Annotated in this window: 14 protein-coding genes; 6 read left to right on the plus strand and 8 right to left on the minus strand. The window is 60.7% G+C overall.

Features of this window, described 5'->3' with window-relative positions; all coding sequences use genetic code 11:
* The 3 genes from BM254_RS07385 (at nt 1) to BM254_RS07395 (ending at nt 1,966) form a co-directional block, all read left to right on the plus strand.
* A complete protein-coding gene (locus BM254_RS07385; protein ID WP_092001041.1) occupies nt 1-588 on the plus strand; it encodes an LPS-assembly lipoprotein LptE in 588 nt (195 codons plus the stop codon).
* Complete coding sequence (gene holA, locus BM254_RS07390; protein WP_092001044.1) at nt 585-1,592, plus strand: DNA polymerase III subunit delta; 1,008 nt, start codon at nt 585-587, stop codon at nt 1,590-1,592. The genes BM254_RS07385 and holA overlap by 4 nt, the downstream gene beginning before the upstream one ends.
* A 110-nt stretch (nt 1,593-1,702) precedes the next feature.
* Complete coding sequence (locus BM254_RS07395; RefSeq protein WP_092001047.1) at nt 1,703-1,966, plus strand: hypothetical protein; 264 nt, start codon at nt 1,703-1,705, stop codon at nt 1,964-1,966.
* A 221-nt stretch (nt 1,967-2,187) separates the two neighbouring features.
* Here the strand turns inward: BM254_RS07395 and BM254_RS07400 are convergent, their stop codons facing one another.
* The gene (locus BM254_RS07400; RefSeq protein WP_092001050.1) at nt 2,188-3,333 is read right to left on the minus strand and encodes an RNA-guided endonuclease InsQ/TnpB family protein; all 1,146 of its coding nucleotides are present in this window, start codon (nt 3,331-3,333) and stop codon (nt 2,188-2,190) included.
* Nucleotides 3,334-3,460: 127 nt separating this feature from the next.
* On the opposite strand from BM254_RS07400, the gene BM254_RS07405 reads away from it, so the two are divergent.
* Nucleotides 3,461-4,096 carry an endonuclease gene (locus tag BM254_RS07405; protein ID WP_092001053.1) on the plus strand — a complete coding sequence of 212 codons (636 nt, stop codon included), beginning with the start codon at nt 3,461-3,463 and terminating at the stop codon, nt 4,094-4,096.
* An 86-nt stretch (nt 4,097-4,182) separates the two neighbouring features.
* On the opposite strand, the gene BM254_RS07410 is transcribed toward BM254_RS07405, so the two are convergent.
* The 6 genes from BM254_RS07410 to bioB all read right to left on the minus strand — a co-directional run bounded on the left by BM254_RS07410 (nt 4,183) and on the right by bioB (nt 12,387).
* The gene (locus tag BM254_RS07410; RefSeq protein WP_092001056.1) at nt 4,183-5,973 is read right to left on the minus strand and encodes an acyl-CoA dehydrogenase C-terminal domain-containing protein; all 1,791 of its coding nucleotides are present in this window, start codon (nt 5,971-5,973) and stop codon (nt 4,183-4,185) included.
* Between the two features lie 205 nt (nt 5,974-6,178).
* Nucleotides 6,179-7,978 (minus strand): acyl-CoA dehydrogenase C-terminal domain-containing protein, encoded by a 1,800-nt coding sequence (locus tag BM254_RS07415; protein ID WP_092001060.1) that lies wholly within the window; start codon nt 7,976-7,978, stop codon nt 6,179-6,181.
* 303 nt (nt 7,979-8,281) lie between these two features.
* Nucleotides 8,282-8,974: a dethiobiotin synthase gene (gene bioD, locus BM254_RS07420; RefSeq protein ID WP_092001063.1), complete on the minus strand. Its 693-nt coding sequence runs from the start codon at nt 8,972-8,974 to the stop codon at nt 8,282-8,284.
* 179 nt (nt 8,975-9,153) lie between these two features.
* The gene (gene bioC, locus BM254_RS07425) at nt 9,154-9,975 is read right to left on the minus strand and encodes a malonyl-ACP O-methyltransferase BioC (RefSeq protein ID WP_092001067.1); all 822 of its coding nucleotides are present in this window, start codon (nt 9,973-9,975) and stop codon (nt 9,154-9,156) included.
* On the minus strand, nt 9,966-11,144 hold the full coding sequence (gene bioF / locus BM254_RS07430; protein ID WP_092001070.1) for an 8-amino-7-oxononanoate synthase: 1,179 nt from the start codon (nt 11,142-11,144) through the stop codon (nt 9,966-9,968). Before bioF ends, bioC begins: the two co-directional genes overlap by 10 nt.
* A 184-nt stretch (nt 11,145-11,328) precedes the next feature.
* A complete protein-coding gene (bioB, locus tag BM254_RS07435) occupies nt 11,329-12,387 on the minus strand; it encodes a biotin synthase BioB (RefSeq protein ID WP_092001073.1) in 1,059 nt (352 codons plus the stop codon).
* Nucleotides 12,388-12,611: 224 nt separating this feature from the next.
* Between bioB and BM254_RS07440 the strand changes: the two genes are divergently transcribed.
* On the plus strand, nt 12,612-13,172 hold the full coding sequence (locus BM254_RS07440; RefSeq protein ID WP_245777394.1) for a ComF family protein: 561 nt from the start codon (nt 12,612-12,614) through the stop codon (nt 13,170-13,172).
* 17 nt (nt 13,173-13,189) lie between these two features.
* Here BM254_RS07440 and BM254_RS07445 read toward each other — a convergent pair whose 3' ends face one another.
* A complete protein-coding gene (locus BM254_RS07445) occupies nt 13,190-14,305 on the minus strand; it encodes an NAD(P)/FAD-dependent oxidoreductase (RefSeq protein ID WP_217647743.1) in 1,116 nt (371 codons plus the stop codon).
* 105 nt (nt 14,306-14,410) lie between these two features.
* Between BM254_RS07445 and BM254_RS07450 the strand changes: the two genes are divergently transcribed.
* Nucleotides 14,411-14,833 carry a hypothetical protein gene (locus BM254_RS07450; protein ID WP_092001083.1) on the plus strand — a complete coding sequence of 141 codons (423 nt, stop codon included), beginning with the start codon at nt 14,411-14,413 and terminating at the stop codon, nt 14,831-14,833.
* The last annotated feature ends 7 nt before the right edge of the window (nt 14,834-14,840 follow it).

The following is a 14,840-nucleotide window of genomic DNA, read 5'->3' on the forward strand; positions in this document are numbered from 1 at the left end:
ATGGCATTCCGCCCTGCCCTGAGAACCGTGGCTGTTCGGGCTACTGCACTCGCGCTGGCCGCCGTGCTGGCCGGGTGCGGTTTTCAGTTGCGGGGTACCTCGCCGGTGCCGGCGGCACTGCAGCCGCTGGCCGTGAAATGCGGCTCACAGATCCCCGACACCCTGTGCCTGTCATTGAAAGAGCAACTGGAACTCGGCGGGATTGAAACCACAGAAGCCACCAATGCGGCCTATGTTCTGGACCTGAAGTCCTTCTCCCAGGATCGTCGCGCCTCGGCCATTACCGTCCGGGCGGCTGCCGCCGAATATACCCTGACCCAGGCCGTGCGCATCGAGCTGATCACCGATGACCGGGTCCCACTAATCGCGGACACCGAGCTCAGTGTCCGGGAGAGCTACCGGTACGATGAAACCAATATCCTGGCCAAGCAACGGGAACAGGATGAGCTGGAGCAGCGCATGAACGACCGGCTGGCCCAGCAGATCCTGTTCCGCCTGGCACCGATGACCGAAGCCCGGATCCAGGCAATCCGCGAGGACTACCGGGCCAACAACCCACCGGCAGAACCCGACGCCGGCCAGCCATGAAGACCCAGCCGGCCCAGCTCCCCCAACTGCTCAAGAAAGGCCTGGCCCCGGTCTACCTGGTTTCCGGTGACGAGCCCCTGCTGGTGCAGGAATGCTGCGACCAGATCCGCAAGGCGGCGCGGGAAGCGGGTTTCCATGACCGCCTGACCTTCCATGCCGACCATCAGCTCAACTGGAACACGGTGGCGGACGAGTTCAATGCCATGTCCCTGTTCGCCGAGAAGCGTCGTATCGAGATCCACCTGCCCACCGGCAAGCTCGGCGATGGCCGCCCGGTGCTGGAACACGTGCTCCAGCAGCCTCCCGAAGACATCATCCTGCTGCTGATCAGCACCCGCCTCGATGCCGCCGAGACCCGGCGCAAATGGTACAAGGAGCTGCAGGGCAAGGGCGTTCACGTCCCGGTCTGGCCGGTGGATGCGGACAAGTTCGAAGGCTGGCTACAGCAGCGGGCGAATCGCCAGGGCCTGCACCTGACCCGGGGCGCTTTGGCCATGCTTGCCGAACGACTGGAGGGCAACCTGCTGGCCGCCAGCCAGGAACTGGACCGACTGGCCCTGCTGACCAACGGCAACACCATCGACGAGGAAACCATTGAGCAGGCGGTTCAGGACAGCTCCCGCTTCAACGGTTTCGAGTTGGTGCTGGAGCTGCTCGCGGGCAGAGCATCCCATGCCGGCAAAATGATCGGTGTGCTGCAGCAGGAAGGGGAGAATCCGCTGGGCCTGCTGGCCGTGCTGAACCGGGACCTGAATCTGGTGGCCGAGCTTCGCGCAGCCGCGGGCCAGGGAGAGAACCCTGCCGCCTTCCTGAAGAAGCGGGGTGTGTTCCAGCCCCAGCGTGCACGGGTGCTCGAGCGTGCCGCCCGCCGCCTGAGCCCGGGCCAGCTGCAACAGGCCACCCGCCTGTGCAGCCAGATCGACCGCGCGGCCAAGGGCTTCGATGATCTCTCCCCCTGGCATTACCTCCGGGATATGTCCGCACTTCTCGCCGCAAAATCGTGACCTGAGTCAACCGGCTGAAATCCGTTCATATTCAGGCCATGCCCGTACTTGACAGTTTTTCCGGTTCAGGCGCATTGTTATCCCACCAACTAACCAAGGAGGTGCCTGAAATGAGTGTTCAAGAAGAACTCAAGAAACTGTCGGAAAAAGTCAAACAGTACCGGGACGAAGCCCGGGTTCAGCTCCATCTGGCCCGCGAGGATGTCAAGGACGAGTGGGATGACCTGGAACAGGACTGGGACCGGTTCCGCAACAAGATTGACCAGGTCCTGCACGATACCGGCGACGCCAGCCAGGAAGCCCGTCAAACTGCGCAAAAACTCGGCGAAGACCTGAAGACCGGTTACCAGAATATCCGCAAAAAGCTCAAGTAAAGCGACCGCGACCCGCCACAGGGTCGCAAATTCCTGCCCCGAAGACCCTCGCATCGAGGGTCTTTGTGCCATACTTCACGGTACAAGTGAACGAAGCGTCAGACTTTGTGAGTTCAGACTGTCCGCGGTGACAGGCCTGAAAGGACAGGCTGCTTACAGACACTGCGAGGTATAAATGGGGTTTGACTGTTCCTCTCCCTTGAAGGAAGAGTATTCCCAATTCACCGAGAACCGGACACGGAGACTGACTCCATGCCACTCACATTCTCTCCAAGGGCTAACACCGCCAGCCCGGCGGCTTTAATGTTGATCGCGGCATTAAGGTCGCGATCATGTTCGGCTGCGCACTCCGGGCAGGCCCAGTGCCGGACATTGAGAGGCATGGCGTCCATCACAAAGCCGCACCCTGAGCAGCGTTTGCTCGATGGGTACCACTGGTCAATAGTCACCAGTTGTCGGCCAGCCCACTCCGCTTTGTACGCCAGTTGGCGAACGAACTCGCCCCAGCCGGCATCGCTGATGGCTTTGGCCAGAGAGCGGTTGCGCAGCATGTTCTTGACCTTCAGGGATTCGACGCAGATCACTTGGTTCTCGTTGACGATCTTGCGAGACAATTTGTGCAAATTGTCCATCCGGCAATCAGAGAGCTTGGCGTGAATCCGAGCGACCTTCCCCCGGGCTTTCGCCCGGTTTCGGGAGCCGAGCTTCTTCCGACTCAGGCGCCGTTGCGCCTTTGCCAGCCTTGCAGCGTATTTCGCCGTGTGGCGGGGATTGCCGATTCGATGTCCATCGCTGGTCACGAACAGGTCTTTGAGGCCCAAATCGATGCCCACCATCTTCGGGGTGACAGGCAACGTCTGGGGATCAAATTCACACAGACAGGACACAAAGTAGCGTCCGGCGCTGTCTTTGGAGACGGTAATCGTGGTCGGCTCACAGGGCAGATCCCGGGTCCACCGAACCGCCAGCGGTTCTTTGGACTTGGCCAGAAACAGTTGGCCGCCCTGGTATTTGAACGCCGAGCGGGTGAACTCTGCCGACTGGCGGTACCGCTTGCTTTTAAACCGGGGATACCGAGCTCGACCGTCAAAGAAGTTCTTGAACGCGGTTTGCTGGTGCCGAAGGCTTTGTTGCAGGGGCACACAACTGACTTCGTTCAGGAACGCCAGGTCCGGGTCTTTTTTCAGGGCCGTCAGATGGGCATTGGCTTTGGTATAGCCCACCTTTTCCTGACGCTCGTAAAAGGCATCGGTACGATACCGAAGCACCGCGTTGTAGACAAAACGCACACATCCGAACGTCCGAGCAAGCAACACCGCCTGCTCGGACGTAGGATAAAACCGGTACTTGTAAGCGCGTCTTTTCATACTGTTAATTTATACAGTGCACCAACAGATAGCAACAACCAAAAGGAGGCAGCGAGAACGGGGTCGGCTCACACCGACGCGCTATCCCTCCCCGCCCTGAGCGATGGGGTTTCTCGCGCAAAGATTGATGAAAAAACTTCCGATCCTTTCCGCCGCCTTCCTCCTGCTGATCGCCACAACCGCCGTTATCGGCCAGAATACCCGGTTCAGTGACCCGGATACCGTCATCAAGGACGAGTTCTGGGGCAAACTGTACGCCGATGGCGGGCAATCCTTTTTCTGCAACACACCGTTCACCAGCAAGGGTTTCCTCCTGACTGATGGCTATGTGTATCCCCTGGCGGATATTCGCAGCGCTCTTTCCTGCGGGACCTCACGGCAATGCGAACAGAACAACCGCTACCGTCAGATCGCCTCGGACCTGCACAACATGGTCCCGGTGCGTAACCGGATCGAGATGCAGCGCCGCAACGTTCGCTACGACAACATCGGCGATGTTGCCAAGCCCGATGAGTGTGGTATCCGGGCCAGTGCCCAGTTTTTCGAGCCGCCCGGGCGCGTCAAGGGCGACGTGGCGCGGACCATGGCCTACATGGTCAGCACCTATGACCTGCCTTGGCTGGGGGCCACCTCGGTATTCAAGGGCTGGAACCGGCAGGATCCACCGGATGACAACGAACTGACCCGCCACCGCCGGATCGCGGAAATCCAGGGCAACGAAAACCCGTTTGTAAATAATCCGGAGCAGTTGGAACAGCTCTGACCAGATTGCCCCGAAGCGCAGCAGCCCGAAAAAGAAAAGGCAGGTCCGCGGACCTGCCTTTCACGTTCCAGACCGTCAGACAGCGATCAGAACTCTTCTGCGGTCAGCGCCATCATGGCATCGCTGCCACTGCGGATGCCTTCCGCCAGGGAGACCGTCTTCGGCAGCAGCCGGTCAAAGTAGAAGCGCGCAGTCTTCACTTTGCCGGAATAGAAGCCGGAGGTGTCACCTGCTGCCTGGGGCGCAGCCGCCTTGACGATCCTCGCCCACATGTAACCCAGGGCTGTCAGGCCGAACAGGTCCAGGTAATCCACCGAGGCGGCACCAACGGCATCCGGCGAGTTGCCGGCCTGACCAAGGACATGCTCGGTCACGTCATCGAGACGCTCCACCGCAGCGGCCAGAGGCTCCAGGAACGGGTGCAGGTGTTCGTTGTCGGCATTTTCCTCCAGGAAATTGGCCACGTCCTGGGCGAACAGCTCGTACAGCTTGCCCTGGCTGCCAACCACCTTACGGCCCATCAGATCCAGTGCCTGGATGCCGTTGGTACCCTCATAGATCTGAGTAATCCGGCAGTCCCGGACCAGCTGTTCCTGGCCCCACTCGCGGACGAAACCGTGGCCGCCAAATACCTGCTGACCCAGGATACAGGCCTCGAGGCCCCGGTCAGTCAGGAATGCCTTGGCCACCGGTGTCAGCAGCGCCACCATACCCTCAGCGTGCTTGCGACGCTCGTCGTCATCCGCGTACTTGGAGATATCCAGCCACTGGGCCACGTAGGTGGAGAAGGCACGACCACCTTCCACATAGCCCTTCATGGTCAGCAGCATGCGGCGCACGTCCGGATGCACGATGATCGGGTCAGCGGCCTTTTCAGGCTGCTGGGCGCCGGTCGGGGCGCGGCTCTGGATACGGTCCAGGGCGTATTCGCGGGCATTCTGCAGGGATGCTTCGGCCGCGCCGATACCCTGGATACCCACGCCCAGACGCTCGTAGTTCATCATGGTGAACATGGCGGCCAGGCCCTTGTTCTCTTCGCCGACCAGCCAGCCCTTGGCACCATCAAAGTTCATGACACAGGTGGCGGAGCCCTTGATGCCCATCTTCTTCTCGATGGAACCACAGCTGAAGCTGTTGCGCTCACCCAGGGAGCCGTCCTCGTTCACCAGGAACTTGGGTACCAGGAACAGGGAGATGCCCTTCGGTCCCTTCGGCGCATCCGGGAGTTTGGCCAGCACAAGGTGGATAATATTCTCCGCCATGTCGTGCTCGCCCCAGGTGATGAAGATCTTGGTGCCAGTGACATTGAAGGAGCCGTCGTCGTTGGGCTCGGCCTTGGTACGGATGATGCCCAGGTCGGTACCGGCGTGCGGCTCGGTCAGGTCCATGGCACCGGACCAGACGCCGGAGTACATGTTGGGCAGGTATTTCTCTTTCAGCTCCTGGCTGCCATGGGCATCCAGGGCCAGGCAGGCACCGGCGGTCAGCATCGGGGCCAGACCGAACGCCATGTTGGCGCCCTGCATCATTTCCTCGAACTGGGCCACCAGGGTCTTGGGCATGCCCATGCCGCCGAATTCCGGGTTGCCACCCAGACCATTCCAGCCACCTTCCACGATGGTCTGGTAGGCTTCCTTGAAGCCGTCCGGCGCGGTCACTTCGCCGTTATCCCACTTGCTGCCCTGCTCGTCCGCTTCGCGGTTCAGGGGAGCCAGGACGCCACCGGCGATCTTGCCGGCCTCCTCGAGGATGGCATCCGCGGTTTCCGGGTCCACATTCTCGGCCACCTTGGGCAGGGATGCCCAAAGCGCAGGCGCATCAAATACTTCATTCAGCAAGAAGCGAATGTCACGTAACGGTGCCTGATATTCAGCCATTTGAAACTCTCCACAAGATTCCAGTCAGTCTTTGCAGGGCGCGGGAGGTCATATCCCTGGTCGCGGCGCCTGCTCGGCTATGTGTCCGCTGAAAGTTATGTTGTTATGGGCCGGTATTTTACCCGAAACCCCATCAGAACACATGAAAAAAGCCCGCCTCCGGGGAGCACGGGCTTTCTGTTTCAGAACGCTACCGAAGCCCGCCTCAGATGGCGAAAGCTTCTTCGGGCATGTCCAGCAGCGTATCCGCGCCGGCCAGCATGGTTTCAGCGTGCGCCTTGGTCCGCGGCAGCATGCGCTTGAAGTAGAAGCGTGCGGTCTGGACCTTGGCGTTGTAGAACATTTCCTCGCTGGTACCCTCGACCATCTTGTCCAGGGCCACCTTGGCCATACGGGCCCACAGGTAGGCGAAGACGGCGTAACCGGAGTACATCAGGTAGTCCACGGAGGCCGCACCCACTTCCTCGCGGTTCTTCATGGCGGCCATGCCAACCTTGGTGGTCAGCTCGCCCCACTCCTTGTTGATCGCTGCCAGCGGCTCGATGAATTCCTTCAGCTGCTCGTTGTCCGCGTTCTCCTTGCAGAACACGTGTACCAGCTTGGTGAAGCCCTTGAGAGATTCGCCCTGGGTCATCAGGACCTTACGGCCCAGCAGATCCAGTGCCTGGATACCGGTGGTACCCTCGTAGATCATGCCGATGCGGGAGTCACGCACGTTCTGCTCCATGCCCCACTCGGAGATGAAACCGTGGCCACCGAATACCTGCATACCCAGGTTGGCGGACTCGTAACCGATCTCGGTCAGGAACGCCTTGGCGATCGGAGTCAGGAAGCCCAGCAGTGCGTCCGCCTGCTTGCGCTCTTCCTCGGTCTTGCCGCTGTGAACCACGTCCACCTGCTGGCCGGCCAGGTAAATCAGGGCGCGCGCACCCTCGGCCACGACCTTCTGGGTCAGCAGCATGCGGCGCACGTCCGGGTGTACGATGATCGGATCAGCGATACCTTCCGGGTTCTTCGGGCCACTCAGTGAGCGCATGGCCAGACGTTCCTTGGCATACGCCAGCGAACCCTGGAAGCCCAGCTCGGCCGCGCCCAGGCCCTGGATGGCGGTACCGATACGGGCAGTGTTCATGAAGGTGAACATGCAGTTCAGGCCCTTGTTCTCCGGCCCGATCAGCCAGCCCTTGGCGCCGTCAAAGTTCATGACGCAGGTGGCATTACCGTGGATACCCATCTTGTGCTCGAGGGAGCCACAGGAAACCGCGTTACGCTCACCGGCGGAGCCGTCTTCGTTCGGTAGCTGCTTGGGCACGATGAACAGGGAGATACCCTTGGTACCTTCCGGAGCACCCGGCAGGCGGGCCAGAACGATGTGGACGATGTTCTCGGCCATGTCGTGCTCGCCGGCGGAGATGAAGATCTTGGTACCGGTGATGCTGTAGGTGCCGTCGGCGTTGGGCTCGGCCTTACTACGCAGGGTACCCAGGTCGGAACCACAGTGCGGCTCGGTCAGGCACATGGTGCCGGTCCACTCGCCGCTGATCAGTTTGGTCAGGTAGGTCTGCTTCTGCTCTTCGGTGCCGTGGGCTTCGATGGTGTTGGTCGCGCCGTGGCTCAGGCCCGGGTACATGCCCCAGGACCAGTTGGAGGTACCGACCATTTCGCTCATGACCAGGCCAAGTGAATGCGGCAGGCCCTGGCCACCGTAGTTGGGATCGGCAGTCATGGACGGCCAGCCACCCTCGACGTACTGCTGGTATGCTTCCTTGAAGCCGGTCGGTGTCTTCACACCGTCTTCGCTCCAGGTGCAGCCTTCCCGGTCACCCACCTGGTTCAGCGGAGACAGTACCTGCTCACAGAACTTTGCACCTTCCTGGATAATGGCGTCCACCATATCGGGAGTGGCGTCTTCGGCACCTTCCAGACTGGCGTAATGCTGCTCGCTGTCCAGCAGCTCGTTCATAACAAATTTGATGTCACGCAGGGGCGCTTTGTATTCAGGCATGGAATCCACCTCGGTTCTCGGTCTCAGCTGAAACAGGGTTAACAGCCTTTGGCCTTGGTTTGCTCAGACACCACAACGGCACGCGCTGCGGCCTTAATTAAACACTTGTTTGAAACATACGTTTACTGGCACAGAATTGTCAATAGCCGGATGGAAAATTTGTGTGGGGTGGCCCGCCATCGGGACACAGCAAAATCCCCCTGCCCGGTGGGCGTGGAGAGGGTGTCGGAGAGTGTTTCAGGGCTGATGCGAGGTCGAAGTGGCCGGCCGCTTTGGTAGCAGCCGGCAGACCGTCAGGTCAGTTCAGGCTTCGAACAGTGGGCCGATATTGAGGTAGCGCGCCAGGGCGCCAGGCTCGGGCTGTTCGAGCCAAGGCAGAACGCCCAGGCAGGGGGTGCCGAGATGGGTGGTCAGGTAGTTGAGAGTTTCCTGTTCGCAGTCCATGGCTTCGCTTTCGACCCGGTTGGCGACCCAGCCGGCAATGGTCAGGCCGTCGGCGCGGATGGCTTCGGCGCTCAGTAGGGCATGGTTGATGCAGCCGAGTTTGAGGGCGACGACGAGGATGACCGGCATGTCCAGTTCACGGGGCATGGCGGAGTAGGTTTCCCGGTCGTTCAGGGGCACGCGCCAGCCACCGGCGCCTTCGACGAGCAGCAGATCCGCGGGCTGGATCTGGAGGCCACGGCAGAAGCCGATCAGTCTTTGGGCGGTGACGTTTTTGCCGGCTTGTTGGGCAGCGACGTGGGGGGCGATGGCCGGTTCCAGGGCGATGGGGTTGATCTGGTCGTAGGGGAGTTTTTCGGTGATGGCCTGCTGGAGTATCAGGGCGTCTTCGTTGCGGAGGCCTTCGGGGGTCTGGTCGCAGCCGGAGGCAATCGGCTTCATGGCCAGGGTGCGCTTGCCCTGGGCTTTGGCGGCCTCGAGTATGGCGGCGGAGACCATGGTTTTACCGACGCCGGTGTCGGTGCCGGTTACGAAATAACTTTTTTTGGCCATGTTATTTGCTTACCTGCATGTTGGGTGCAGGTCTGCCACGGGGCAATCACTCCGGGACACGCTACGAGCACATCCATGTGCGCTTGTTTCGGGCCGTCCATGGCCCTCAACAGTCCCGGAGTGATTGCCCCGCGTCAGACCCAGACTTCAGTGGTTAAATCGCCCCTGAATTCTTAGAATCACGGAGCTCGCCAAAAAACAAATGCGGATTCGTAGGTCGCGAGAATACAACCATCGTCCTCCGATGGATAAGCCCGGGACATCAATTTGAAACGCCCTGGAGCGGTAACTGACTTCCTCCGTCCCTCACCCTTGAAACCAGCCCCTAACAGTTTCAATTCCCGATTCAGCGCCATAGGCGAGTCGTAAGACAAACGGATGGTTTCAGTGACCAAATCCGAACCCGTTAAAACATCACCGGTGATATCGCGCCAGATTTCTGGCTGCTCAAATCGGTTCACATGGGGCTGACCGGGATCAGCAACGGACCAGGCCTGCTTCAGCTCCCACAGCGTTCCGTCCAGCAAGGTGGAAATGGCTAACCGCCCTTCTGACCGGAGAAGCCGGCGGCATTGAGCCAGGACGGTTTGAGGGTGTTGGCACCACTGGATCATCAGATTGCTGAAAATCAGGTCAAAGGTATCCGATGAGAACGGCAGGGATTCGGCGTCGGCGGTGAGCCATTGGATGCTTTCCGGGCTTGAGGACTTGGCCTTTTCGATCATTCCGGGCGAGAGGTCCACGCCGACGATGTGCGCTTCCGGGAAACGAGTCTGAAGCTCCCGGGTAAACCAGCCGGTGCCACAGCCGAGGTCGAGGATGGTACGCGGAGCTACGTTTTTTTGAGCCAATCGCGCCAGCATGGCTTCCCCCATCAGGCGCTGCAGGCGGGAGGCCTGATCATAAGTGCCGGAGGCCTTACCAAACTCCCGGGCAATATCGCTCTTGGCCGCCGGAACGGGCCGGTCCAGTGATTCTGGTGGTGTCCGGATTACGCCCATGCGGTCTCCGGTGCTTCCATCATTGGCCGGCACTCCTTCAGTGCCGCCAGAAGGCGATCCACGTCCGCCATCCGATGCGCTGCGCTCAGAGTCACCCTTAGCCTCGCCTCGCCGGCGGGGACCGTTGGCGGGCGGATGGCGGTTACCAGCAGGCCCCGGTCTTCCAGCGCCTTGCTCAGCGCCAGGGCGGCGTCGTTGGTGCCAACCATGATCGGCTGGATCGGGGTGTGGGACGCCATCAGTTCATACCCCAGCGCCCTCGCCCCCGTCCGGAATCGTTCAATCAGGGCTTCCAGGTGCGAACGCAGGTAATCGCCACGTTCAATCACATCGAGACTCGTGCATGTTGCCATGGCAACAGCCGGCGGCATGGCGGTGGTGTAGATATAGGTCCGGGCTTTCTGGACCAGATAATCCATCAGCAACTCCGAACCGGCCACGAAGGCACCACTGGTGCCGACCGCCTTGCCGAGGGTACCGATCAGAACCGGCACGTCCTCTTCGGTAAGTCCCGCATCCAGCACACTGCCGCGTCCCTCCGGACCAAGAACACCGATGCCATGGGCATCATCAACGATCAGCAAGGCATCATGCTCCCGGCACACACGGGCCAACTCCCTCAGCGGCGCGACATCCCCGTCCATGCTGAACACACCGTCGGTCACCACCAGCTTGTGGCCACTGGTCTCCGCCAACATGGTCTCCAGAGCGGCCACGTCACCATGCCCATAACGCCGGATCCGCGCCCGGCTGAGGATGCAGCCGTCGATGATCGAGGCGTGGTTCAACCGGTCCGAGAAAATCGTATCGCCACGGCCTGCCAGGGCGGAAATAACGCCCATGTTGGCCATATAGCCGGTGGAGAAAAACAGGGCTGAACTGCGACGGGTGAACTTTGCCAGGCGTTCTTCAAGCTGATAGTGGGCGTCGTGGTGGCCACAGATCAGGTGTGAGGCGCCGCCACCGAGGCCGGTTTCCGGGAGGGCGTTTTTCAGGGTTTCGATGTTGGCAGGATGGTTAGCCAGCCCCAGGTAGTCGTTGCTGCAGAACGACAACAACGGTTTGCCATCGGCTGTCAGTTCCGGTTGTTGGGGACCGGATACCAGCCGGCGAGTACGGTACAACCCCGCCTGCTTCCGCTCTTCAATCTCTTTGGCAAAGTTACGCATCGCTGTCAGACCGTTAACGAGTTGAAGTTAACTGCCAACTTCGGGTGAAGGTCGGGACCCTCTTTCCGGGACTGTTGAGGGCCATGGACGGCCCGAAACAAGCGCACATGGATGTGCTCGTAGCGTGTCCCGGAAAGAGGGTCCCGACCTTCACTAGCACCGAAGCCCAAGCTCAACGCCTGATTCAGGCAGACTCCCTAGTAGCGTCATAAAACATATGCCGGGTCGACTCATACTCCACCGCCTCGGCAATCGCCTCTTCCTCCTGCTCCTCGGTCGCACACTGTTCCCGCTGCTCAGGCCGAATCCCAAGCTTACGGAACAACTGCATATCCGCATCCGCCTCCGGATTGGACGTGGTCAGCAGCTTCTCGCCGTAGAAAATCGAGTTCGCCCCCGCCATGAAACAAAGCGCCTGCATCTGCTCATTCATCTGCTCACGACCGGCCGACAGCCGCACATGAGAAGCCGGCATCATGATCCGCGCCACCGCGATGATCCGGATGAACTCGAACGGATCCAGATCCTCAACGTCCTCCAGCGGCGTGCCCTTCACCTTCACCAGCATATTCACCGGCACACTCTCCGGATGCTGGGGCAGGTTAGCGAGCTGAACCAGCAGACCGACCCGGTCATCCTCATCCTCGCCCATACCCATGATGCCGCCGCAACAGACCTTCATGCCTGCCTTGCGCACGTTATCCAGGGTATCCAGGCGATCCTGATAGGTCCGGGTGGTGATGATGTGGTTGTAGAACTTCTCGGAGGTATCAAGGTTGTGGTTGTAGTAATCCAGACCGGCATCCGCCAGCTCCTGCGCCTGCTCTTCCTGCAACATGCCCAGGGTCATGCAGGTTTCCAGGCCCAAGGACTTCACCTCGCGGATCATGTCCAGCACGTAGGGCATGTCCTTTTTGGTCGGACTACGCCAGGCGGCGCCCATGCAGAAGCGGGAAGCACCTTTCTCCCGGGCAGCCCGGGCCTCGGCGACCACCTTCTCGATTTCCAGCAGCTTCTCCTTCTCCAGCCCGGTGTTGTAATGACCGCTCTGGGGGCAGTACTTGCAGTCTTCCGGGCAGGCGCCAGTCTTGATAGACAGCAGGGTACTGACCTGAACCTCATTGGGATCGAAATGCTGACGGTGCACACTCTGGGCACGGAACAGCAGGTCATTGAAAGGCATTTCGAAAAGTGCGCGGGCTTCCTGGAGCGTCCAATCGTGACGCAGTTCATTCGCGGTCATGTTCAAGTCCTGTTAACCTTTCCCGGTCTCTGGGTTTACGGATGAAACAGATGATAAAGGGACTGAACCTGCTGTCAACCTTAAAGGACATAAAGGTTAACAGCGCCGCAAGAGCAGGCCGCTGTGTTGCCTGCCTGTCTACTAATGCTATCCATGGCCTGTGCGCCCCCTGCCGGGCGGATCTGCCGGTTAACCGATGGAGCTGCTTCACCTGCGGGCTACCTTTGCCCTGGGCCGCAGACAACCTGCGCTGCGGCGAATGCAGCAAGGAACCACCGCCGTTCGAGCGGGCCCGGATTCCCTGGCGCTACCAGTTTCCCGTGGATGGCATGATTGGCCGCTACAAGTACCACGGCCAACGGAAATTCGCCCGGCCCCTGGTGGCCGACTTCGGCCAGTTCCTGGCGCACCAGCTGGCCGAGGACGCGGCCAGCCTACCCGACCTGCTGGTGCCGGCACCCATGCACCCGAAACGCCGTCGGAAACGGGGGTTCAATCAGGCCACAGACATTGCCGAGCAGGTGGGACGGCAACTCGGGATTCCCGTTGATGCCGGCCTGGTCCGGCGGGTAAAACAGGTGCAGTCCCAGCGCGAACTGAACAGAACCCAGCGGCTGGCTAACCTGAAGAATGTTTTCGAGGTGCGGGGCAAGCCACCAGGGCGGGTTGCGATCGTGGATGACGTTGTAACCACCGGCGCCACCGCCCGGGCCCTGGCCCTGAAACTCAAAGCAGCGGGCGCGCAGGACGTGGAAATCTGGGCACTGGCCAGGACGCCCGGCTGAGCAATGACCGCGGAGGTCTACCGGGCCAGCTTGTCCCGGACCAGCCCTGCGATGGCAAGGCAGGAAGTCAGCCCGGGCGACTCGATTCCGAACAGATTGACCAGCCCGGGAACGCCGTGCTCCCCGGGGCCATCGATACGGAAATCGAAGAAACCGTCTTCCGGCCCCTTTAGCTTGGGGCGGATCCCGGCATAGGCAGGTTGCAGGCGCGATGCATCCAGTCCTGGCCACCACTGCCGGATACCTTCGGCAAAACGGTGGGCACGCTGCGGGTCCACGGTGTAATCCTCGGCTTCGATCCACTCCACATCCGGGCCGAAACGGGCCTGGCCGGCCAGGTCCAGGGTTAAGTGAACACCCAGCCCTCCGGCTTCTGGCACCGGGTAGATCAGGCTGTTGAACGGGTGCCGGCCGCTGTAGGAAAAATACACGCCCCGGGCGAACCACTGCTCCGGTCGCTGGCTGTCCGGTAGCCCTTGCCAGTTTGCCGCCAGGGCTGGCGCTCCCAGCCCCGCCGCATTGATGACCTCATCGGCAACCAGTGTGCAGGCCGAATCCCCACCCACGGTCAGGCGGTGGCGACCACGCTCAGACACAGCAGAAAGCACCGGGGACTTCAACACCAGCTGCCCGCCATGATCTTCCAGCTCACCTAGCAGCGACAGCATCAGGCCGTGGGAATCAATAATGCCGGTTTCCGGGGACCACAGTGCCGCCTCCACCCGGATATCCGGTACCCGTGCCCGAACGTCCGCGCCTTCTACCAGCTCAAGAGGCACCCCGTTAAGTGCCGCGGCGGCCTGTATCCCCGACAGCTTCGCCTGCTGGTCGGCACTGGTTGCCACAATCCATTTGCCGCATTTCCGGTGCCCCACATTGCGGCTGATGCAATAGTCATAGAGCTGCCGACGGCCAGCCACGCACAGACGGGCCTTGAGGGTGCCCTCGGGATAATAGATACCCGCATGGATGACTTCGCTGTTGCGGGAAGAAATACCCTCCCCGAACCGACTAGCGGATTCCAGGACAATGACATCCCGGCCAGCCATCGCCAGCTGCCGGGCCACGGCCAGACCAACCACGCCAGCACCGATCACCACCGTCTGTGTTTCCAGAGTCTCCAATCCCGTCACCCGCAATGTCTCCCCTCGAAATAACTCCTAATACCCGGTAAACATTACCTGAACCACCATAAACGTTATACTTGCAGCCAGGAAGAATTTAACGGAGCCCCATGGATGTCGGACCGCAAACAGTTTATTGCCGTTATGGTTGTCGCTGCACTGTTCGTGGGCTGGCTGGGATGGCGCAGTTTCGAGGTCATCAGCCTTAACGAACTGCTGAAATCCGATGAAACGGTCGCAAGTTATCCCTACCAGCACCGGGTGCTCCGGGTGGAGGGAGACACCGCCATCATGGGCTCACTCCGCTCCCACTCCGTGTCCACGGAAGAGGCCCTCAGGGCGATCTTTCCGAGCATGCGGAACCTTCCGGACAACCACCGGGACTGGCAACGGGCGGAACGGCAACTGGCCCAGGTGCAGGCCCGGGCCGGTGAAATCGTCCTCGGCGATCCGGGCATCGACCATGTCCGCTGGGAGCTGGACGAAAACTGGTATCATCTGCTGCACATGAAATCGAAAACCGACAAAGGCCTTTGACCACACT

The sequence above is a fragment of the Marinobacter pelagius genome, assembly GCF_900114925.1.
Taxonomy (GTDB): Bacteria; Pseudomonadota; Gammaproteobacteria; order Pseudomonadales; family Oleiphilaceae; genus Marinobacter; species Marinobacter pelagius.